The sequence below is a fragment of the Bacillus cereus group sp. RP29 genome, assembly GCF_040459765.1.
Lineage (GTDB): Bacteria > Bacillota > Bacilli > Bacillales > Bacillaceae_G > Bacillus_A > Bacillus_A paranthracis.
Genome location: NZ_JARVHN010000001.1, coordinates 3,746,983 through 3,771,664, shown reverse-complemented (window position 1 = coordinate 3,771,664; position 24,682 = coordinate 3,746,983). Strand labels below are relative to the sequence as shown.

The following is a 24,682-nucleotide window of genomic DNA, read 5'->3' as shown; positions in this document are numbered from 1 at the left end:
TACAATACATTAAAAATTACGCTATAAATCATTTTAATATGAAAAATTGGAATGAAAAGAAAGGAGAGGAATATGAATAATGGTGTCGCTTTGAAATGATTATTATCATTTCATTAGGAGTTGATATAAAGCGATGAATAGGTATGAAGAACTGGATTCAATTAGAGGGATTTCTTCATTAGTAGTAATGATTGGCCATCATTTAATGATTTTTTCAGTATTTCAAAATTACAGTTATGAAGATAATAAACCATTTGTTATGTATCTATTAAAAGAAACACCTGCTCGTCTTGTTTTTAGTAGTGGTAACGAATCTGTTATTATCTTTTTTGTTTTGAGTGGATTTGTTTTGTATGAATCTATTCAAAAAAATTATGATAGCTATAGGTCATTCCTTGTAAAGCGTATATGCAGAATTTATATTCCATATATCGTAGCGATACTTATAGCTATTTTATGCCAAACTACAATGAGTGAATATGGAATTTCTCATTTAAGTGAATGGTTTAATCGCTCATGGACGATTGAAAGTTCTTTAAGCCTAATCGTGCAGCATATATTATTGGTTGGGAAATATAATACAGATGCATATAACGGCGTAATTTGGTCACTTGTTCATGAAATGCGAATATCAATCATTTTCCCGTTAGTTTTGATGGTTTGTTTAAGAAAAACGTTGAGGGATTCGTTATTGACATTGTTTAGTTTTAGTATATGCTCTGTTGCGATATTATTTTTATTTCGCTCGAGTTTAACATTAACAAGCTATATGTTAACACCACATTACACGGTGCTATTTTTACTAGGAGCACTAGTTGCGAAGTATAAAAATAATGTAATAATTTTTTATAGTAATCGTACTAAAAATGAGAAAATTGCATGGTTTTTATTAGCGATTTTACTTTATATGTATGAAGGGCTTATCGGAGAAATTAAAGTGCTCAATAATTTTATATTGCGAGACTACGTAGTAGCGATAAGTGCATGTTTATTTGTCATATTAAGTTTAGCAGTATCAACTTTGTCATCGTTGCTGCGTAATAAATACTTGTTATATTTGGGGAAGATTTCTTACAGTCTTTATTTATACCATATCATATCGTTATTTTCCCTTATATACATGCTTCATGAAATATTGCCGTTGCCTATCATTTTAATTTTTTCACTCGTTTTTTCATTTATACTTGCAATGCTTTCGTATATATTTGTAGAAAAATTTGCATTCAGAGTCGGAAAGTATGTAACAAAGCAAGCGAATAGAAAGAAGAAAGAGTTATCTGTAAAGAATGATGTGCAGAATATGAATCAGACAAAGGCGGTGAAATAATTGAAGCAAGAAATTAGTATGAAGGATTTTCAACAGTTATTGAAAAGAAGGATAGTAACAATTATTTTGACGATGTGCTGTTTAACTGTTTCTCTAATTCTTATCTCTATGTACGTATTAAAGCCTTCATATCAATATTCAACACAAATTCTCGTTGGGAATTTAGATGAGTTTAATAAGGAAAATTCAGCAAATAAAACACAGGAAAATAAGCAACTCGTAACTTCGTATGTTGATATTTTAAAAAGTCCACTTATTATTTCAACCGTCAAAAAAACTTTGAAATTAGAGCAATCAAGTTACGAATTAGCTCAAAAGATTTCAGTAGTGAATATGGACAATTCACAAATTGTTACTGTTACAGTAAAAGATTCGGATCCTAAAATTGTAAAAGAAATTGTAAAGTCACTGGCAGAACAATCTCAAAAAAGCTTTCAGCAGTATACGAATGTACAGGGAGTAAAAATATTAACTGACCCTGAGTTACAGGAAAAAGCTGAAAAACTGTTTCCGAAATTTCAACTTATTATCCCTATTTCTTTACTTGTTAGTTTTTTTGTTGGGGTAGGTTTAGCTGTATTTCGAGATTATTTTGATGAGCGTATATACGTCGAACAAGATTTGGAGAAAATAACAACAATCCCTGTTATTGGTTACATAAATATGAAACCGAAAAGAAAAAAGAAATTTACAGAAGTTGATTCGCAATCATCTATATATCGAGGTGAACATGTCGATGTTTAAGACAAAGAAACGGCTTCCATTTGACCCGCATGATACTTTAATGAAAGAGCAGTTTTATACGCTGTATCACGAGTTAAAAAAATCGGGGAAACAAGTGTTCACAATTAGTTCAACGAAGGATAGAGGCGTTGTTGCCTCGTTTATAGTCAATATAGGGCTAGTATTTGCAGAAATGAAAAAAAAGGTGTTACTTATCGATGTGAATTTTTCCGATCCTAAGCTACATCTATTATTACAAAGCAACCATACGAAAACAGTGAATGATATAATAAGCGATCCCTCCTGTAGTTATGAAACTTTCTCTAGTAACTTATCTAAATACTTATATTGTATTCCTGCAAAAAAAACAGTACACACCGGTACACCTTTAGTTGCTACAGATGAATTTGATGATGTAATTGCAAAATGGAAGGAAGATTTTGATTACATTTTCTTGTATTCCTCTGAAGTATTTGAGCTTCCTGCTACGCACATGATTGCAGGAAAATGCGATGGAGTGGTCTTAGCAGTTAAAAAGAGAAAAGATTCCCTACGTACTGTGCAAAAAGTGATAGCAAATATAAAGAAGAAAGAATGTGAATTAATAGGTATAGTTTTATATTCTTGAATGTGGGGGTAACGATTTATGATTCGTGAAACAAATCAAGCCGAGTTGTATACGATTCCGGCCCAAGAAAAGACCAGTATTTTGAATCGAAGTATAAAGCGCTTGTTTGATATTATATTTTCACTCATATTGTTACTAGTTACGCTGCCAATTATGTTGTTTTTTTGTATTATAATTGTTTTCGAAACAGCAGGAGCTCCAATTTATTTTCAAGAACGTTTAGGCATGAATGGGAAGAAATTTAATGTATTTAAATTAAGGTCGATGGTAACAGATGCTGAAATAAATGGACCACAGTGGGCAGATGAAAATGATCCAAGAATTACTAAAGTTGGATCATTTATAAGAAAAACGAGAATTGATGAATTGCCGCAACTTTTCAATATTTTAAAAGGCGATATGTCTTTTGTTGGACCTAGGCCAGAGAGAGAGTATTTTTATAAACAATTTGATACGTATATTCCAGAATTCAAAGACCGCTTAATCGTGAAACCAGGGTTAACAGGATGGGCACAAATAAATGGAGGATATAATCTTGATGCAAAAGAAAAATTGAAGTTGGACATGGAGTATATTGAAATGAAAACGATCAGGATGGATATTCGTATTTTATGTAAAACTGTTTTAATTGTATTGAACCGTAATGGTGCAAGATAAATATATGTAAGTAGGTTGCTTGCAAAGGAGAACAGGTATGGGTAGATCTATTTTAAATAATATTATCCATCTATTTTATAGCACAATTTTAGCTAATCTTCTTCAGGCTGTGAGTTTAATTGCTTTAGCAAATTTTTTTAATGCACAAAATTATGGGATGTTTAGTGTTGCTATAGCAGTGACGTTTTTTATGTTATTTTTTACAGATTTAGGACTTACTAACACGTTTCTTCGAGAAGGGGCAAAAGATGGAGTAGACTTAGGGAAGATTTTATCGTCGTATATAAAAATAAGGATGATCCTACTTATTTTTATTTCTATAATCGGTTATATTGCTATTCATTATATGTATGCGGATAGAAATGTAATTTACATGATGATAAACGTAATGTTTTTCATGTTAATAGGATTAACTTTCCAAAATATAGGGATTGCCTACTTTCAGTTGATGGAACGAATGAAGTATATAGCACTTATTAAAGTTGTATCAGCGTCAGTTGTTATCATCATTACATGTTTTTGTATTTTCGGAGAGTTACCGGTGTATGTAACAGCTCGTTTATATGCTTTTGGGTATATGATCGGTGGTTTGTTCAGCATATATATCATGAGAAAAAAGACGAAAATGAATATGAAAGTCGTAATCCATAAAGCATTATTTTGGCAATTAACACCTTTTATTATTAGCGGTTTTTTAATAATGAGCACCCCGCAATTAGCGCCTATCTTACTTAACTATACATTGCCACTAAGTATGGTCGGTGTTTTTGCAGTGGCGTACCGGATGCCAGCAGCTTTATATCAAGTGCCAGGGGTAATTGCAGGTGCGTTTTACCCAGTGCTTTTTAAGCATTATAATCAAAAAAATTTAGAAGAGCATACGAAATTAAACTTACTTCAAATAAAATCAATGGCGATTGTGGGAGTCTGTATGACAATCGGTTTATATCATTTAGCACCATACTTTATTTCTATATTTTTTTATGAGGAATGGAGCAATGCAGTAGAGCCACTCCAAATATTATCCTTTCTCATTGTGCTACAAAGTTTAAATATTGCTATAGCTGACGGCTTAACAACGAGTGGACGTCAAAATAAAAGAACGGTTGTGCAATGTATAGCATTAGTGATAGGTGGGATTATGCTTTATAGTTTTAGTAGTATTGGTGGAGTGATAGGAGCGGCTTATGCTATGGTTTTATTTGAAATTGTAGCTTTAGTTGGGTATATAGCAGTAAGTGTAGTGAGGAAGAAAATTGTATTCCAAATTGTCATACCTTATACAATTTATTTTGGCGTAACTTTTATTGGGGTGCAATATATGTTGCATACATATCATTTCATTGCGCTCGTTCTGAATACGTTAATCGTAGTAGTTGGTATATTCCTATATGATTATGAGCTGAAAAAACTTCTTTTTTCGTTTATAACAAAAACACGCAAAAAGGATTATATTACGAAACAGGGGATATAGCATATGGAAAATAATATGAAAATGTCGATGAAATGGATTATGCTTCTAATATTATTTGTCATGTTAAGTAAATACAATATATATATTGGATTTTCGTTGAAGATCTATATGATTTTTTTAGTCATATATTTTTGTTTAACAATTAAAAACTTCCATATCCAAAAGCTATATTTTCATGAAGTTGTATTTTTACTATTTTATTTCATCTATTGTTTGAGTGGAATTCTTTCTATATATTTACATGCTAGCATTCGTATGATTTTTGGTGTGTTACTTGTTTTAGGTTGTTATTTTATAATGAGAAATTTATTAGGAAATATTGAAATAGCAACACTTGAATCATCTATTTTTTATGTAGGATTTATATTTAATATTGTAAGCTTAATACTTTATATAGTTGGTTTACAGCACTTTGGGTTATACGGTGGAGAAGAAAGAGAAATTTTTGCTGGACTATTAGTTGATAGAGGATATCCAAGATTAATTGGTTTGCTAGATGATCCTAACATTTTTATTTTTTATAATACAATATTTTTTATGTATTATATGACAAATTTACATAATATGACGAACATTTTAGGATTGATTTTATGTGTTACGACAAGTTTATTAACTTTTTCAAGGGGAGGAATATTAGCGCTTGTGCTTGTCATTTTTGTATATGTATGTACTTCTAGTTTTGCAAAAAAAATAAAAATAATGATAAGTTTACTATTGTTTGGTGTAGTGATCTTTAGTTTATCTAATAGTGTAATGGGTGGCCAATTGGATGACATATTGAATAAACGAATTTCTGATTTTTCGCATGATAATGGAAGTGGCAGATTTACATTATGGGAAGCAGCTTTTAAATATTATTTATCTAATCCATATATCGGAATCGGTGCGTTTAATTTTTCGAATTATTATGAATTTCAATTTAATGAAAAATTATATGTGCACAATACATTTTTAGAAATTTTATCTGAATCGGGTACCATTGGTTTTCTTTTATATAGCGCTTTTTTATTTGTATTAATGTTCAAGTTAACGCAGTATACTTTGTTTCGTGAAAAACCGTATCTTTTATTGACTATGGTTGCATTTTTATTTCAGATGATGTCATTGTCACTCATTATTAACGAAGCGTTCTTTTTATTTTTAGCAATTGTTGTGAAGTACATTTCAATATATGAAGGAAGGGGAAAGATAGATGGTAAAATGTCAATCAGCACATAATAAGGCGCCTCATGTTTCTGTAATAACACCTTCTTATAATAGTATACGATTTATAGGTGAGACGATTGTATCTGTACAAAATCAATCATATGAAAATTGGGAGATGATTATCGTTGATGACGCTTCAACTGACGAATCTGTTACAAAAATTAAAGAGATAATAGAAGGAGACTCGCGTATTAGGTTAGTATCATTAAAAGAAAATATTGGTGCTGCTAAGGCTCGGAATATAGCAATTCAAGAGGCGAGAGGAAGATATATTGCCTTTTTAGATAGTGATGATATATGGTTACCGCATAAATTGAAGACACAATTGTTATTTATGGAAGAAATGAGTGTGGCCTTTTCATATGCATCGTATAGTTTAATCGATGAAAACGGTAATGGACTAAATCGAGAAGTGAATGTACCGAAATCTGTTGACTATCATTGTTTGGCAGGAAATACAATTATCGGATGTTTAACAGTAATAATTGATCGTGAAAAAATTCCGCATATTGAAATGCCTAGTGTACAGCCGGAAGATACGGCGTTATGGCTGAAATTATTACATGAAGGGCATGAAGCGAAAGGGATACAGCAAGTATTAGCGAAGTATCGAATTGTAGCAAATTCGGTTTCCAGAAATAAAATTAAAGCAGCTTTTCGGTATTGGAAATTATTAAGAGACCAAAAATGTCTTAATGCAGTGCAAATCTTTTACTATTTTAGTAAGTATGCTTATCATGCCTATAGAAAAAATAAAATCAATGTAGTTGGGAAGACGCAATTATGAATATACTTTTGATGACAGATAAATTGATAACAGGCGGAGCTGAAAGTTATTTCTGTAAATTGGAAAGTAATTTGCGTTATGAGGATTTTAAGGTTTATACAGCTGCAGGTGATGGAGAGCTATATGAATCTCTTACTAGAAAAGAAAATTTTATGTTACTTAGCCGATGGAATCATTTGAGAAATATTTATTACTTACGAAACGAAATTTGTAAACGAAAGATAGAACTTATTCATGCCAATAGTTTACGAATGGTATTATATGCTTTTCTACTTCAAAAGTTTATGAAAAAAAAGATGAAAATTGTGTATACGAAGCATAATGTAACGATATTAGAGAAGAAAATGCCAACTCTTTTTCGTTATTTTATGAATAAATATGTGAACAATATTATTACAGTAAGTGAGTTTGAAAAAAATAATTTAATTTCAATGCATGTAGCTGCAGAAAAAATAAAGACGATTTATAATGGTGTGGATATTGAAAAGTTTTTATTTCGGCAGAAAAAGACAGAATCTACTTATCATGTAGGGATATTAGCCAGATTATCCAAAGAAAAAAACCATCGACTATTTGTAAAAATTGCAAATGTGTTGAGAAAGAGAGATGATTTTAAGTTTTATATTGCTGGTGATGGACCAGAGAAAGAGTCTATTATGAAAGAAATAGAAAAGTATGGATTGCAGCAAAATGTAAAGATGTTAGGGAATATTTCGGAACCACATAGATTTATAGGGAATATGGATGCCCTACTTTTATTATCTTTTCGTGAAGTGTTTCCGATGGTGGTAATTGAAGCGATGGCCACAGGAACACCAATTATTTCAATAGATGTCGGCGGAATAAATGAAGCAGTAATAGATGGAGAATCAGGTGTTTTGATATCTGAATATTGCGAATCAGGATTTGTAAGTGCGCTTGAGGAACTAAAAGAGAATGAAGAAAAGGTGAATGGTATTAGACTGAAAGCACGAGAGAAAGCAGAGAGATATTTCTCGTTAACCAAAATGATAGAAGAAACGAAAGATTTATATGAATTAAACAAATGACTGTAGAAGTCGTTTGTTTTTTTTATTATAGAAACTTTTAAGATAAAACTCACATATTATATGAAAAAGGTAATATGAGGAGTGAATTTATTTTGTCAGAATATATTTCTTCCCAAGAAGATTGTACACCAGAAAATAGCGTTCATATTGATTGTTTTGGAGCAGTTCCAAACTCGGGAAATGATAGTTCATTAGCAATTCAGCAAGCTATAAATTATTGTGTAGCGAATCGAATTTCGACGGTTAGAATTACAGGGGTAAATACGTACAAAATTGTAAAGCCGGTTGTTGTTAAATCAAATGTAAGGTTAGAGCTAGATCCTACTGTAACACTACAAATCGATGGAGATTTTAATGCGTTCGAATTGCAACAAAATGCGTCTATAACAGGTGGTACAGTTCAAGTTATAAATCCACTGTTTCAATCTGCAGTTATTTATGTTTCCGGTTCACAACAAATAGAAGTTCCTAATCACTCTCTTATATCAAATATAAATATAATAAATGCAACGTCGTCATATAAAGGAAAGGCTATACACTTTTATTGTCAAAAAGCATGGGACTATATTAGTTTTTTTCAAGTCAACTTTATTCAAATTAAAAACTTTCAAACTGCAATACATTTAAAGACAGAATTTATAGATGATATAAATACCCCTTGCTGGATTAATGCAAATGTATTTCAATCTATATTTATTGATGGATGTCAGTATGGGATAGAAGTAGATGGAAATAGTGATTTGCCAAATGAAAGTTCAGGTAATACATTTCATGATATTCAAGTACAATGTAGACAGCAAACGAAAAAAGTAATTCGTTGTACGGGCGCTTATAATACATTTGATTGTATGATCTGGGATACGTACCGGATGAGTAGCGAACAGATTGTCATTGAATTTTCTTCTAATTCGCATCGTAACTACCTTTTTTCGAATTTACTTTCCACAACTATTGTAGATAAAGGACAATACAATGTTTGTAAGTCTACCTATGAAGAATCTCTTCGGATTCAGTTGCCGATTACGTTAAATAAACCACATTTAATAGGGAACCAAGATGATATATTAGTAAATGCTCAGCAGAAGTATACTGTTAAGCAAGTAAGTGGGAAATTACCTTACGGGGGGAATCTTGCAAATTGTTTTAATTTAATAGATGAACAAAGTGTAAACTATATCGATGTTCCGGATAGTAATCCAGTTGTGATTGAATTAGATTTTACGAAAAATCCAATCCAAATGTTGAATTGTTTTGGCATGTATTTTGGATGGGGAGAGAGCCCGAAGAAAATTAAAATTGAGTATGCATTAAGTGCAACTGGAAATTGGGTTGTTGCATCGGATGTTCCATTAAATGTAGGCGACACAATTATATCGAATATGAAGGCGAGTCAACTATATAAAGCGAGAATTACACTGAGTGGTTATGTTCAAGACCATAAACGTTTTCGAATTAATCGTATATTTGCGAGATCTTCTATGGAAAATGGGAATGCTTGGTTAGCAACAACAGGCGGAAGAATGTTTGGAGATATTGAAATAGAAGCAAGTAAAGGTATCATTATGAAGACTGTTAGTGGAGCGAAATGGAAAGTAACAATTAATGAGGCAGGTCAACTTATTACGACTAAATTAACTTGAGATGATGCTCGGTTATAAATGCTTGGACGAGTTATTAAGTAGTACGATAAAGAGAATGAAAAAGAGATTGTAATTTGGTTTCAACCAAACTACAATCTCTTTTTGTTTCATTTAATCCCACCAAATCCAAGTCCAAAGGTAATTTCGTATATTCCGAGGAGTAATGCGAATAAAACGTTCCCCGTCAAAGAAGCAATTGAAATTTGGAAGTATTTCATCTTGGTTTTCTGGAACAAAAGTGACGATGTTTTCGTTACTCGTAACGGTTACTGTAATTGGTGGATCGGTAGGCGAGGCTTGAAGTTGTAACGAAATATTAGCCGTATTTTTAAACTCATTAGTAACAGGTGGACTTATCACTTGTACGGTGAATAACACGATAATTGTTTCGCTTGGTTCTAAATTAGTAGCAACTAGGAAACCGATATTCGGATTCGCTAGTGGAGAGCGTTCTCCGTTAATGGAGACGGTGCCGCTCATAAATTGTAAACCTACTGGAATAGTATCCTGTAAAGAAATATTTAAGAGTGAAATCTCAGAAGTATTTGTAATACGCACCGTGTAATCAAAATATTGATTGAAATAAGCTGAGCTGACGGAAGCGTTTTTCGTGACTGTCGCAGTTACAAATTGAACTGGTATACGAACAATATTCGAATTAACAACGAAAGTAATAATCGGATCCTGTGGTGTCAATTGGAAAGCGGCTGTAACTGTTGCAGAATTTATAATTGTACTGTTTGAAGGAATAGAAGTTACAAGAACTTTAAATGTTATCGTTGCTACTCCATCTGCAGGTAAAGAGCCGATATTCATACCAGTGTCTGGACGGATATTTGGAACTTGAGTACCATTAATTGATACGCTGTTTTCTATAAATGTTGTACCGGCTGGAATTATATCTAGGACGGAAGTACTGATTGTAGGAATTGGTGAATGATTTATCACCTCTAATGTGAAAGTTATGATGTCCCCTGTCGCCACGATAGATTTATCGGCTGTTTTTTCAATACTAACCATTGGATCAACTATTATTGTTGTAACAGTATTTGTTTGCTTTGTAACGGTATTTATTTGCCTTGTAATCGTAATAGGAGGTTCGGTTGGACCGACAATAGGTGTATAGGAAATAGTAGCATCGTTATTGATTGTAGATTGAAGAGTAGAAGAAGACATTGTCACTTGGAATGTAATAATAACAGATTCGTTTGGAGCAAGGTTGCCTAGCGTAATACCATTTTCAGGATTCGCATTAGGTTGATTGATTCCGTTAATCGTAACACTACCAATAACGAATGTCGTATCTACTGGTGCCGTGTCTACTAGAAGAAGATCTTCAATAGTGATATTACCACTATTAGTAATCGTAATGGTGTACGTTAAAGTTTGACCAGGTAAGGCACTCGTGAAATCAACAGCTTTTATCGCAATGACATTATCATTTTGGACGGTTGTTGTAACAGTATTTGTTGTGGTTGTATTTGTAACAGGTGCGTTATTTGGATTGACAGTATAGTTAAAGGTAGTAATTGCATTGTTGTTAAGTTCATTTGGTGTTGGGATAGAAGTCACAAAAACTTGGAATGAAGCGATAGCATCTCCACCAACAATTATAGTGTCAATTGGTATACCGCTTACTGGATTAACTCCCGGAAGCGTTTTTCCGTTTACAATAACGCTATTTTCTATAAATGTGGTACCTTGAGGAATTATATCTTGAATGACTACATCATTTGCTGCAACATTACCAGTTTGATTGAGTGTAATCGTATACGTTAACGTATCACCGACAGTTGCAAATGCCAGGTCAACAGCTTTATTACTATTTAAAGTCGCGTGATTAATTTCTGTTACGGCAGCTGATGAAATAATAGTTTCTGTAATAGGTGGTCGATCTGGTAACGTGTATTGAAATTTAATTGTACTCGTGTTAGAAATTGGATTTGTTTGTGGGATCGAAGTAACACGTACTTGGAATAGAATAGTTGCTGTTGTATTAGGCGGAATGTTATCAATTTGTATCCCGCTAAGTGGATTGTCATTTGGACGAGCGTTGCTATTCGCAATAACACTGTTCTCTATAAAGTTCGTATTTGCTGGGATGATATCTGTCACGATAATGTTTTCTACTTGTATATTCCCGTTGTTTGTGATGGAAATTGTGTAAGGGATAATCGTTTGTAGGTCACCGTATTGGATAGGCGTTGTTTTTGTTGCGACTACAGTAGCAGTAATAACTTCAGTGAAGGTAATATTAATAGTCGATATTTGTTCTTCTCCATTTATCGTATAACGAGAAGTTGATTGATTTTGAACATGGCCGCTAGCTGGAAGCGCTATGACGGTAACAGAAAATGTGACTGGGATAGAAATGTTAGGAGCAATCGTTCCTACAAGTATACCGGTACTTGGATTGGCGTTAAGCTGCGGAATGTTATTTACTAAAACGCTACCGTCAATAAAGGTAGTTCCACCAGGAATATTGTCTGTAAATACAACAGCAGTGGCATCTGTATTCCCTGTATTCGTTAAAGTTGTTGTATAAGTTAAAATGTCACCAATTGTTACAGAAGTTAAATCAACGGTTTTAAGTGAAACGATATCAGCATCATTAATTTGAACGAAAGTAGTGTTGGAAGTAGTCGATTTTTGAATTGGTGCAAAATCAGGGTTGAAAATAAAGTCGTAGACGATGTTTGCAGTATTAGGTGTTGGGTTTACAGCAGGTAAATTCGTAACGGAAACTTGGAACGTTATTGTAGTCGCTTGACTTGACGCAATATTAGGAATAGAAAAACCGATATTTGGATCTGCTGCAGGAAGTACCGTGTTGTTAACTATTACACTTCCTGGAATAAAGACTGTTCCATCTTCTATCGTATCTGTAAAAAAGATGGAGTTAGTTGTAGTGGATCCGTTATTTTGAATGAGTACTGTATATTCAATAGTTTCATCAATATTAGCTAATATTGTATTAGCAGATTTTGTAGCGATAAGAATAGCATCAATAAATTGTATATTTGTAGTATTGGAAGATGTCGTTTCTGAAATTGGTGGTAAGCTTGGGTCTGGCTGATACTCATAGTGGATGACGGCGATATTATTAATGTTATTTTGATGAGGTATAGAGACTACATTTACTTGGAATGTAACGATAATTGTATTGTTTGGAAGGATAATATTAAGGGTGATTCCAGTAATTGGATTCTCGTTAGGTCTTGGTATACCATCTACAAGAATGCTATTTGGAATGAATGTGGTGCCAGCAGCAATTGCGTCAATTAGGAGAGTATTTGTAATAGGTACTGTACCAGCGTTTGTAACTGCGACTGTATATGTGATGATTTGACCGATGCGTGTAATAGATCTGTTAGCGGATTTAATTGCACTAATATATGCTGTACGGATTTCAGTATTTACTGCATTTGATAACGATCTACGCTGAATAATTGGAGAACTAGGCTCAATTTGGTATTCATACGAAGTGTCTGAAATGTTAATGACTGTATTGCCAGGAGGTATACTTGTAAGTTGTACTTGGAATGAAATAGTGACTGTTTCATCTGGTTGTATCGTGCCAAGAGTTATTCCATTTTCAGGGTTCGCACCAGGCTGAATGACATTATTTATTGATAAGCTATCTTCAATGAATATCGTACCTTCTGGAATATTGTCAATGAACAATGTATTGTTAGCCGGAACAGTTCCTATATTTTGTAGTGTATTTGTGTAGGTAATATTTTGCCCGATGGATACGAAAGTAACATCTGCCTGCTTAACAGAAATAATATTTGCATTTTGAAGTGATGTTGTAACGATATTAGAGGTTGCAGAGCGATTCACTGGGGGAGCTGTAGGAATGCTTACATATTGGTACGTTGCTGAAGATTGATTTACAATTTCGGTTTCAGTAGGTGGATTGTTTGTTTGTACTTGAAATAGTATTGTTTTGGAACTATTTGATGGGATCGTTCCAATTGATATTCCGTTTTCTGGATTTGTATCAGGCTGAAGTACACCGTTAATTGTGACACTGTCGGGAACGAATGTAGTCCCAGCTGGAATCGAATCTGTAAAAATAATATTTATTGCGTCAACATTGCCGATATTTTTCACTTCAGAAATATAAAGGATCGTTCCACCAATATCTACAGTTGTTGGATTGGATGTTTTTGTAATTGTTAATTGTGCTTGCACGAAATTTGTAATGACGATATTACTAGTAGATGTTTCCGTAATAGGCGGTTGCCCTGGATCTGGTTGAATTGTATATGTTGTATTGGATTGATTTGTAATCGATTGTTGCGAGAATGGATCGTTAATAAGAATTTGGAACGAAATAAGGTGAGTAGCGTTTGCTGCTAGGTTAGGCAAAGTAACACCTGCATTTGGATTGGCACCAAGTATAGCTGTTCCGTTAAGTGTAAAACTATTGTCTACGAATGTAGTCCCTTCTGGAAGAGTATCTGAAAATATAAGATTTGAAGCAGGAATATTTCCGGTATTCTCTAGCGTTATCGTATAAGTCAAAATATCACCTGTTGTTGCTTGTTGTGCATTGACTGCTTTTAATGAAAGAACATTCGCATCCGAAATTTGTGTGACTGCTGGATTAGACGTTATTGTTCGAGAGATGATAGGAGCGGTTGGATCGGCGATAAAAGTATAGGCAATACGGGCTATATTAGAAATTGGATTCACGCTTGGAATGGATTGAACGATCACTTGGAATGTTATGGTGATAATGTCTGAAGGCGCTATGGAGTTTAATGGTATCCCTACGTTTGGATCGACACCTGGAGCTGAAACGCCATTAATGGTTACGCTATTCGGAATAAATGCAGTTCCTTCTGGGACCAAATCTGTTAAAGTAACTGTATTTGCAGTTGTATTCCCGTTATTTTGAACGACTACAGTGTAAGTGATTGTACCGTTAGTAGATTGTACGAGAGAATCTGTATTTTTAATTACAGACAGCGATGCATCAACGACAGCTGTACTAACCGTATTAGATGAGGAGGTTGCTGTAACTGGAGGTTGACTCGGATCGACAATATACGTGTAACTTGTAAGTGCTTGATTTATAATTGCTCCTTGCGGTGGAATAGAGTTTGCAAGAAATTGGAACGTAATCGTAGCAGAATCACCTGGTGCGATAATACCAACTGGAATACCGAGAGTTGGACTTGCATCTGGAAGTGAAATCCCGTTAAGCTTGACACTATTTGGAACAAATAATGCCCCTTCAGGAACACCGTTAATGAGTAATACAGAGTTTGCAGGGAAGTTCCCAGTATTCGTTAATGTTGCTGTATACGTAATGATATCTCCGATAGATACGATTGTACGATTTGCTTCTAAAACAGTTGTAACAGTCGCGTTATTAATTTGTGTGGAAGCACTATTAGAAGTTATTGTGCCTATAATCGGAGGAGCTGCCGGGTCAACGATGAATGCGTATTGAATAGATGCAACGTTTGTAATTGGGTTTGAAGGTGGAGTAGATGTAACTATGACTTGGAAAGTAACGGTTAAGGAACTACTCGCGTTAACGGTTCCGATATTCACTCCGTTATTAGGATTGGCACCTGGAATGGTACTTCCATTTACAGCAAAACTATTTTCAACAAAGGTCGTTCCTCCTGGAATGAGGTCTGAGAAATTTACATTCGTAGCGTTTGTATTGCCGCTATTTTGAATTAAAACTGTATAAGTGATTGTGTCTCCAATATTCGCAAAGGCTGTACTAGCAGTTTTTACAGCTAAAAGTATTGCTGTATTAATAGAAGTAACAAAGACGTTCGTTTCCACGTTGCCAGGCTGAGCTTGTAATGCATTGCCTACGTTATATTGGAAGTTCACAAATGCTAAGTTTTGGAGTTCAGGAGTGAATGTTGTTGGATTGCTTACAATTTGAACTTGGAATATGATTGTTACAGTTTGATCTGGATTGACTGTATTTATGCCAATACCGCTGGTGATAGAAGCGGATGGTAATGAAGTACCGTCAACAACAACTGATCCTGCAACAAATTGTGCCCATGAAGGTAAAGGGTCTGAGAAAACAACGTTGTTAGCTGGAATATTTCCTGTATTCATAATCGTAGTTGTATACGTAATCGTATCACCAATCGTTGCAAAAGCTTTATCTCCAATTTTAATCGTGTTTAAAATTGCACTTTCGATTTTTGTTGAAACAGTAGTAGAAGTAATGTTTTTTGAAACTGGTGGATTAGCCGGATTAACGATATGTTGAAAGTTAACGCTAGCTTGATTGGTAATTGGATTTATAGGCGGGATTTCATGTGCGAGAATATTAAATGCCACAATGACAGATTGGTTTGGCGCGATATCACCAATTGGAACCCCTGTAACGATATCTGCAGTTGGGATGCTAGTTCCGTTAAGTGTAAAACTATTCGGTTCAAATGAAGTTCCATCTGGAATAAGGTCGGTGAAAATAACATTTGTTGCACTAACATTTCCGCTATTTGTAATTGTAACGGAGTAGACAATATCTTGCCCAATGTCAACCGTAGATACATTTGAATTTTTTTGTGCAGTAAGGATAGCGCTATTAATTTGTGTGGTTGTTGTATTAGATTGATTAGAAGTTGTAATAGATGGCTGGCTAGGGTCAACGACATAATGATATGTGATAGAAGCAGAATTAGAAATAGGATTTAGTGTAGGAAGTGTAGTAACAGTTGCTTGGAATGTGACGATTGCGGCATTACCACCATTAATGGAACCGATATTTACACCAGTAGATAAATCAGCATTTGGAATGGTTTGCCCATTAACTGTGAAACTATTTGGAACGAAACTTAAATTGCTATCAAGTATATCGATGACGGTAACATCAGTTGCAGCCACATTCCCGGTATTAGGGAGGTTAAGTGTAAATGTTATTGTATTACTAACATCCGCAAAGGCTAGATCTGTCGTTTTTGTACTTATAATATTTGCGTTATTTATTTGAAGAAGCGTAGTGTTGGAAGTAGCTGAACTCGACACTGGAGGGTTAACAGGATCAACAGTAAACTCATATGTCGTTGATGCTGTATTCGGTGCTGGGTTACTAAGGGGAATATTATTTACTGTCACTTGAAAGACGATACTATATATTTCATTTGGTGGAAGCGCTGCAAGTAATACACCTGTATTTGGATTCGCGTTAGGTTGTAAAACGCCATCGACGGTTAATGTGTTAGGAACAAATGTGAGTCCACTTGGTAATACATCTGTGAATACTATATTAGTTGCATCCGTATTTCCTATATTGGAAATAGAAGTAGTATAAAAGGCAGTTTGCCCGATATCTGCAAAGGATGCACTTTCATTTTTCGTCATAGATAATATGGCTTCTTTAATTTGCGTTGAAACAGGATTGCTAATGGAAGTTTCTGTATCAGGCGGTGAGACTAATTGATAAGATGTTGATGAGAAATTTACAATTGGGTTTTCGGTCGGTAATGAGGTCACGTTTACTTGGAAGGAAACATTTACTGTAGCCCCCGCTGTTATCGGTCCAATATTTACACCGTTTACTGGATTCGCACCACTTTGAGGAACTCCATTAATGGAAAATGTGTTTGCAATAAATGTAGTTCCGCTCGGCATAGTATCTGTGAAAATAACATTTTGTGCAGATGAATTTCCATTGTTTGTTAAAGTGACAGTATAAGTGAGTGTATCTCCGATGTGGCTAAATGCTTTATCAACTTGTTTAGATGAAAGAATGGTAGCTGTATTAATTGTAGTAAATGTGGTGTTTGAAGTAACATTTCTTGAAACAACTGGTGCATTTGGATCAGCGATAAATGTGTAAGAAGCAGTAGCGGAATTGGCAATAGGATTTTGGGCTGGTGTAGAAGTAGCGGTAACTTGAAATGCTATAGATATTGAGCTGTTAGGAGCAATTGATCCAATTGTTATGCCGGTATTAGGATTGAGCCCGATTTGTGTAATGCCACCTATTGTAACGCTATCAGTAATAAACGTTGTACCATTTGGTATAAGATCAGTGAAAGTAATATTCGTAGCGTTTGTATTACCGATATTTGTCAAAAGTGTCGTATAGGTAATGGTATCACCTAGTGTTACAATTGTTTGATCTACAGATTTCACCATCGTTATCATAGCATCTAGTACCGGGTTTGTAACGATATTCGTTGAAGTAGAAGTTGTAATAGGAGTTCCGTTTGGATCGACAGTATAAGAATATAAAATTGTGTCACTACCCATAATTGAACTTGAAGGGGGAACAGAAAGAACAGTTGCTTGGAAAGTAACGGTTACTGTTTCACCAGTAGCGATATTTGGTATAGTTACTCCAAGTGCTGGTTGCGCACCAGATTGCTGAACCCCATTTATTTTGACTGAGTTTGGTATAAAGGTAGTGTTAGCTGGAATTGCGCTCGTGAACGTTATATTCGTTGCAGTCGTATTTCCTGTATTTGTAATAGTTGTTGTATACGTAATCGTATCTCCAACAGAAATGATAGATTTATCAACGCTTTTTTGGGTCGTTAATATTGCACTATTAATTGTTGTCGAAACAGAATTAGATACATTCGTTTGTGTTACGGCAGGTTGGCTAGGATCAACCACATGTGCAAATTGTACAGAACTAAAATTAGAAATTGGATTTATACTTGGAATGTTTGTAACAAGTACATTAAGAGTAATCACGGCCGTTCCATTTGGGTTTATATTTCCAATCTGAATCCCGTTAGATGGATTTCCGATTTGCTGTGTACCAGAATCGTTTGTAAGAGTGCCAGATATGAATGCCGTTCCATCAGGTAAAGTATCCGTGAAAATTATATTTTGTGAAGTGACATTTCCAGGGTTGCTTAATGTAATTGTATAAGAAATTGTATCGCCAATCGTTGCGAAAGTTTTATCTACAGATTTGATTGCCACAATTTCCCCAGAATTTATTTGTGTCGAAACAGAATTAGATGTCGTATTTCGTGAAACAAGTGGTAAATTAGGTCCTGTCATAAATTGATAATCAATAGAAGCACCGTTTACAACTGGTGAGTTTGGTCCTCCAGGTCCGATTGTAAAAATAGGATTTGGGATGCTAACTACTTGCACACGGAAGGTAACATTTATAAAATCTCCTGCAATAATATCCCCAATTGGTATCCCGTTCGCTGGATTTACTCCAGGTAATAAAACCCCACCTACTCGAACGCTATCTTCTATAAATATTGTATTATTTGGAGTCGGATCTGTAAAAATGATATTCGTAGCAGTTGTGTTCCCTATATTTTCTAATAAAACAGTATACGTTAAAAATGAATTTCCAGGTGCAATGTCAGAAAATAGTCGATCCACACTTTTCGTTGCTTGAATAATCGCTTCGTTAATTTGAACTAAAGTTGGATTACTTGTAGCTGTTTCTGTCACCGGCGGCTGGTTAGGATCAACAATGATAGAGTATGTTGTGCTAGATTGGTTCAATGTTGGATTTGTAGCTGGTATTGAGCCAACAATAGCTTGAAAGCTAATTGTTATCGTTTCTCCAAATGGAATTGCGTCTAAAGAGATTCCGCTATCTGGTCTAAATCCAAGTTGTGGGATGGAGTTAATTTGTACACTATCAGGAACGAATGAAAGTTCGGGTGGTAATATATCGATAAAAACAGGTGTGTTTGCGGTAGTATTTCCGCTATTAGTGAGGGTAGTTGTATACGTAATTGTATCTCCAACAGCAGCAAATGCACTGCTTGCAGTTTTTGTTGCGATAACGGAAGCAGTATTTACTTGTGTAAAGGTTTTATTGGATTGAACTGTTCGGGAAACAGGCGGCTCATTTATATCAACAATAAAGTTATATTGAAGCGATGATTTGTTCGGAATTGGATTCGGGTTTGGCAGCGTTGTAATGTTTACTTGAAAATTGAGTGTAATCGATGCATTTGCATTCAAGTTACCAATATTGATACCGTTTTGCGGATTTGCATTTGGGACGGTTACACCATTTATTTTAAAGCTATTTGGGACAAAGGCAGTACCATTTGGAATGGAATCTGTAAACACAATGTTGTTCGCAGTAGTATTTCCTGTGTTTGTAATAGATGAAGTGAATGTAATCGTATCACCAATTGTAGCGAAAGTTGTACTCGCATTTTTATTTAAAACTAAAGTAGCATCAATAATTGGAGTAACCGTCGTATTCGTAATTGTGCTATCAACAGCAGGTGATTGGTTTGGATTCACGGTGTATTCATAATTTACAAGAGCATTATTTGTTAATGTGCCACTAGGTGGTATCGCTAAAATTTGTGCTTGAAAAGTAATGAATACAGTATCTCCTGGGGGAATATCTGCTAAGTGAATACCAAGTGATGGATCTAAACCCGGCTGCGGAATATTATTGATAGTTACAGAGTTTTGGACAAATGAAGCGCCTGCGCCGAGTCCATCTGTTAAAACTGTAGCACTAGCAGGAATATTTCCTGTATTCGTAACGGCAATCGTATAAGTAACGATATCCTCAATTGCAGCTGTCGGTGTATTTACTGACTTCGTAGCGACGATTGTAGCGTTATTAATTTGAGTTGTTATTACGTTACTTAACGCATTAGCGGATGCTGGAGGTAAGTTAGGATCTATGACATATTGGTACGCTGTATTGCTTTGGTTCGGGATTGGATTTGGACTAGGAATGGAATTTACTATTACTTGAAATGAGATTGTTGCACTTGTATTAGGGTTTATTGGATCAATTGCAATCCCACTTGCTGGATTTGTATTAGGGAGTGCATTTCCATTTACTGTTACACTATTAGGGATAAATGATGTTCCGTTTGGAAGTACATCTGTAAAAATTACATTTGATGCAAGTGTGTTCCCGTTATTCGTTAAAGTAGTCGTGTACGTAATCATATCATTTACGTTAGCAAACTGTTTATCTGCCGATTTTACAGCGGCAATGGTAGCATTATTAATAGTTGTCTGTACGGTGTTAGAGGCCAACATCTGCGTTACAACTGGTTTGGATGCATCGTACGTGTATTGGAATGTAGTGCTCGATTGATTCGTAATCGGATTTGGACTAGGAATAGTTAGTACAGAAACTTGAAATGAAACAGTACGTGATGAATTCGCTCCTATCGTACCAATTAAAATGCCATTAGCCGGGTTTGCATTAGCTATAGGGACGCCGTTAATCGTTACAGTGTTAGGAAGGAAGATGGTACCAGCTGGAATGATATCTGTAAACGTTACATTAGGGGCAGGGATATTGCCGTTATTCGTTAAAATCGTTGCATAAGTTATGACATCACCAACATCAGCGAAATTTGTACTTGTTAGTTTCGTAGCGACAATATTAGCAGTATTAATTTGTGTCGTTACTATATTACTAGTAGCATTTCTCACAACAGCAGGTAAATTTGGATCGGCAATAAAGCTATATTGAAGTGCGGCGCTGTTTTGAACTGGATTTGGTGAAGGTAAACTGGTTGCACTAATTTGGAAAACAATTGTTGTAATTCCGCCTGCTGGAATCGTACCAACTTGAAGGCCAACACTTGGATCCGCACCTAGCTGTAAAGCACCACCTATAAAAATACTATTTGGTACGAGAGTCGTACCAGGAGGTAGTATATCAGTAACAACAACATTATTTGCAGTAGTATTTCCTGGGTTAGCTAGGGCAATGGTATATGTGATTGGTTGCCCAACATCAGCAATAGTTAAATCTACCTGTTTAACAATAACTACATTTGCTACATTAATTTGTGTACTTACAGTATTACTTAAAGATGTTTCTATAGTTGGTGGATCGCCCGGATTTAAAATAAAACTATACTGTGTACTAGATGAATTTATTGTTGGATTTTGTGTTGGTAAAGAGGTGACAGTTACTTGATAAGAGACGGTAAGTGAACCGTTCGCAGGAATGGAAGGTAACGGAACACCGACATTTGGATCGGCGTTATTTTGGAGTACACCATTAATCAGGAACGTGTTTTGGATAAAGGTAGTGCCGTCTGGATTTGTATCTACGAAAGTAGGACTATCAGCAGAAACACTTCCTGCATTCGTTAAAACGACGGTATAAGTTAATACATCCCCTACAGTAGCGAACCCTTTATCCACTGTTTTAGCTGAAATGACATTTGCATCGTTTACTTGCGTAAATGTAGTAGTTGAAGTAGTGTTCTTACTTACAGGCGAAGCGTTTGGATCAACAATAAAGTTATAAGAAATGGAGGCACTATTCGAAATAGGGTTTGGGTTTGGAATGCTAGTGATTAATACTTGGAATGAAGCTGTAATCGTAGTATTAGCATTGATGCTACCGATATTGATGCTAGCTGGTGTTGCGCCCGGCTGATTAACGCCGTTAACGATAACACTGTTCGGTACAAAGGAAGTCCCGTTCGCTATTGAATCGGATAGTAATACATTGTTTGCCGTAACATTTCCGTTGTTTGTAAGAGCGAAGGTATAGGTTAATATATCTCCAACTTCTGCAAACGTTTTATCTACAGATTTAGTAGCTTGAAGGTTTGCTAGTCTAATTGTTGATGTAACAGAATTAGAATTTGCTGTTTTTGAATTTGGTGGCAGACTAGGATTTACAGTGTATAAATAAGAAGCGAAAGCATTATTAATGATAGGATTTTGAGCGGTAATATTGATGACTGTTACTTGGAAAGAAAGTGTAAAAGTAGCTCCGCCAGGAATTGTGCCGATAGGTAAAGCAACGAGAGAATCTACATTTTGCAAAATGCCGTTGAGTGTTACAGAACCAGGGGTCAATATTGTTCCGTTTGGAAGTGGGTCTGTTAGTTGTACATTAGTTGCAGCTGTATTTCCGCTGTTTGTAATAAGAATTGTATAACTTATCGTTTCCCCAATTGTGGCAAACTGTTTATTTGTTGATTTTGTTAATGCTAAATTCGCATTGTTAATTTGAGTGGAAACGAGATTAGAAGAAATGTTTTTTGTAACGGGTGATTGGCTTGGATTGACAGTGTACTGATAAGAAGCGCTTGATCCATTAGATACGACATTTAGCGCGGGTATCGTATTTACAACTACTTGAAATGAAACATTTTTTGTTGTACCAGTTGGGATCGCTCCAATGTTCACACCGTTAGCGGGATTTGCTCCCACTTGCGTTGTGCCATCTATTGTTAAACTGTTAAGGACAAAAGTGGTTCCAGTAGGAATGGCATCTGTAAACATAACATTGTTTGCACTTGTATTACCTGTACCTGTAAAGGAAACGGTGTACGTTAGTGTATCACCAATATCGGCAAAATTTTTATCTACCGCTTTTGTCATTGTTACAGTAGCATTATTCACTTGAGTGGAGACAATATTCGTCGTATCAGTCCCGCTTACTGCCGGTTGATTTGGTACAGGAATGTATTGATAAGTTGTAGTCCCGCTATTTAATATGGGGTTTGTTTGGGGGATAGATGGAACGGATACTTGGAATGAAATAGTAGTCGTAGAATTAGCGGCAATAGACCCAATTGATATACCATTTGCGGGATTCGCTCCAGCTTGCGTAATTCTGTTAACAGTTACACTTCCTGGAACGAAAGTAGTCCCGCTAGGAATCGGATCCGTATATATAACGTTCGTTGCAGCAATATTCCCTATATTAGCTAAGGCGATACTGTAAGTTAACGTTTCACCAATATCGGTAAAAAGTTTGTTAACTGATTTTGTGCCATTAATATCTGCGAGGTTAACTTGTGTTCCAGCAGAGTTGCTTGTTGCAAGACCGTTAAAAGTCGTTCCTCCAGCGATTGGTGTATATTGAAATGTAATATTAGCAGTGTTGGAGATAGGATTTTGATTTGGAAAAGAAACGACAGTAGCTTGGAAAGTTACTGTACGAGAAGCGCTGTTATTAATGGTTCCAAGAGATATACCAGCGGCCGGATTTGCATTCGTTTGCAGGACATTATCTACTGTTACAGTTCCAGGTATAAAGGAAGTACCGTTAGGAAGAATGTCTGTAAAAATAACGTTATTGGCGGGGAGAAGCCCTGTATTAGGGATAGTAACTGTATAAGTGAGAACGTCTCCAATTGCTGCAACACTTTTATTCACGCTTTTTGTTGCTTGTATGTTAGGTGAATTTATGTTGATTTGTAAACCGATTGTATTCAACATATATGCGTCTCCGTTAGTTGTTAAACGGATTGCGGCGGACACTTGAGAATTTGTTAAATAAGGAGAAATATCAATGGAAGTAATGTCCCAGCCCTGTCTTCCAGCGGAGATGTTTGTACCTGTAGAAGCACTTTGATTTCGCGTTCCAAATGTCCCGGTTGTATCTAAGTTTCCAGCGGCATTATTAATTTGAGAACCGAAGAAATTATTTACAGCATTGTTAGGTCCAGATAAGGCATTTAATGAACTGAAATTTGGCCCGAATAGAGCCTGATCCCCAATTAAATCAGCATCTCCTTCGGTAGAACTTAAAAACAATCTCCCGCTTACAGGCCCTCCTGAAGGTGTTAAAAATCCTGAAACAGATACATCGGCACTACCAGTTTCTGCAGAAACCCGGTTACCTGCTACATAAATGGTTAAATTTCTTGCAGGTAATGTTCCATTTTGGTAAGCGACGATAAGCGTCCACCCAGCTGAATTAATTGTTCCGTTAGAAGCATCTATAGGATCTACAAGTCCAGGGACAGAGCCGGTTGTATAAGAGCCAGATCCTCCTGCTTGAATGAGGGATGTTACATCTGCAGAACGTGTATAGAATCCAAATGTGATAGATCCAGAAACGAATGTTTGATTGGAAGCTGTAACAGCCGATGGAGTAATCGAGTATGTTGAAACAGGTGTTGTAAAAGAAACAGGATTGCCTAATACGTTCGTAATGTTTTGATCACGAGATAAATAGTTTCCGCCCCAAACGAGTTCTGCGTAAAGAATCGTACTACCAGCAGGTATATTTAAAAGAGCGGTAGAACTATTTTGTGTATAGTTTAATGTTGTACCAGCAGGAAAAGAAGTTACTTGTAAAGCGGTATTGGTAGTTATAAATGCGCCAATTGCCCCGATTGTACCAGCACGGTTTTGATTACTGATTTTACTTAAACCGAGTGTGTTTCCTGTAATCGCAAGTGCACCGTTAGTGGTGGTAGAAAATCGATTTGTAATGGGCATGTTGTCACCTCACTTACAATATAGTC

10 protein-coding genes are annotated in these 24,682 nt (G+C 35.4%); 9 read left to right on the top strand and 1 reads right to left on the bottom strand.

The window, feature by feature from the left end; translation table 11 throughout:
* Positions 1 to 133: 133 nt before the first annotated feature.
* The 9 genes from QCI47_RS19935 to QCI47_RS19895 all read left to right on the top strand — a co-directional run bounded on the left by QCI47_RS19935 (position 134) and on the right by QCI47_RS19895 (position 9,491).
* On the top strand, positions 134 to 1,327 hold the full coding sequence (locus QCI47_RS19935; protein WP_061130693.1) for an acyltransferase family protein: 1,194 nt from the start codon (positions 134 to 136) through the stop codon (positions 1,325 to 1,327).
* On the top strand, positions 1,328 to 2,071 hold the full coding sequence (locus tag QCI47_RS19930) for a YveK family protein (protein ID WP_061130692.1): 744 nt from the start codon (positions 1,328 to 1,330) through the stop codon (positions 2,069 to 2,071).
* Positions 2,058 to 2,678: a CpsD/CapB family tyrosine-protein kinase gene (locus QCI47_RS19925; RefSeq protein ID WP_041184092.1), complete on the top strand. Its 621-nt coding sequence runs from the start codon at positions 2,058 to 2,060 to the stop codon at positions 2,676 to 2,678. Before QCI47_RS19930 ends, QCI47_RS19925 begins: the two co-directional genes overlap by 14 nt.
* A gap of 18 nt (positions 2,679 to 2,696) precedes the next feature.
* A complete protein-coding gene (locus QCI47_RS19920; protein ID WP_071742714.1) occupies positions 2,697 to 3,335 on the top strand; it encodes a sugar transferase in 639 nt (212 codons plus the stop codon).
* A gap of 37 nt (positions 3,336 to 3,372) precedes the next feature.
* Positions 3,373 to 4,809, top strand: a complete 1,437-nt coding sequence (locus QCI47_RS19915; RefSeq protein WP_229132103.1) for an oligosaccharide flippase family protein — start codon at positions 3,373 to 3,375, stop codon at positions 4,807 to 4,809.
* A 3-nt stretch (positions 4,810 to 4,812) separates the two neighbouring features.
* Positions 4,813 to 6,027, top strand: a complete 1,215-nt coding sequence (locus QCI47_RS19910) for an O-antigen ligase family protein (RefSeq protein WP_098671821.1) — start codon at positions 4,813 to 4,815, stop codon at positions 6,025 to 6,027.
* Entirely contained in the window at positions 6,002 to 6,802 is an 801-nt protein-coding gene (locus tag QCI47_RS19905; RefSeq protein ID WP_353811930.1) for a glycosyltransferase family 2 protein, read from the top strand. The genes QCI47_RS19910 and QCI47_RS19905 overlap by 26 nt, the downstream gene beginning before the upstream one ends.
* On the top strand, positions 6,799 to 7,851 hold the full coding sequence (locus QCI47_RS19900; RefSeq protein ID WP_309422608.1) for a glycosyltransferase family 4 protein: 1,053 nt from the start codon (positions 6,799 to 6,801) through the stop codon (positions 7,849 to 7,851). The genes QCI47_RS19905 and QCI47_RS19900 overlap by 4 nt, the downstream gene beginning before the upstream one ends.
* Positions 7,852 to 7,943: 92 nt before the next feature.
* Positions 7,944 to 9,491: a hypothetical protein gene (locus tag QCI47_RS19895; RefSeq protein ID WP_309422609.1), complete on the top strand. Its 1,548-nt coding sequence runs from the start codon at positions 7,944 to 7,946 to the stop codon at positions 9,489 to 9,491.
* 111 nt (positions 9,492 to 9,602) lie between these two features.
* Here QCI47_RS19895 and QCI47_RS19890 read toward each other — a convergent pair whose 3' ends face one another.
* A complete protein-coding gene (locus tag QCI47_RS19890; protein ID WP_353811929.1) occupies positions 9,603 to 24,656 on the bottom strand; it encodes a DUF7507 domain-containing protein in 15,054 nt (5,017 codons plus the stop codon).
* Positions 24,657 to 24,682 lie beyond the last annotated feature (26 nt).

Bases quoted from the DNA above. Each gene is read 5' to 3' on its own strand.
- QCI47_RS19935 (WP_061130693.1), top strand. From the start codon at position 134: ATGAATAGGTATGAAGAACTGGATTCAATTAGAGGGATTTCTTCATTA.
- QCI47_RS19925 (WP_041184092.1), top strand. From the start codon at position 2,058: ATGTCGATGTTTAAGACAAAGAAACGGCTTCCATTTGACCCGCATGAT.
- QCI47_RS19920 (WP_071742714.1), top strand. From the start codon at position 2,697: ATGATTCGTGAAACAAATCAAGCCGAGTTGTATACGATTCCGGCCCAA.
- QCI47_RS19915 (WP_229132103.1), top strand. From the start codon at position 3,373: ATGGGTAGATCTATTTTAAATAATATTATCCATCTATTTTATAGCACA.
- QCI47_RS19910 (WP_098671821.1), top strand. From the start codon at position 4,813: ATGGAAAATAATATGAAAATGTCGATGAAATGGATTATGCTTCTAATA.
- QCI47_RS19905 (WP_353811930.1), top strand. From the start codon at position 6,002: ATGGTAAAATGTCAATCAGCACATAATAAGGCGCCTCATGTTTCTGTA.
- QCI47_RS19900 (WP_309422608.1), top strand. From the start codon at position 6,799: ATGAATATACTTTTGATGACAGATAAATTGATAACAGGCGGAGCTGAA.
- QCI47_RS19890 (WP_353811929.1), bottom strand. From the start codon at position 24,656: ATGCCCATTACAAATCGATTTTCTACCACCACTAACGGTGCACTTGCG.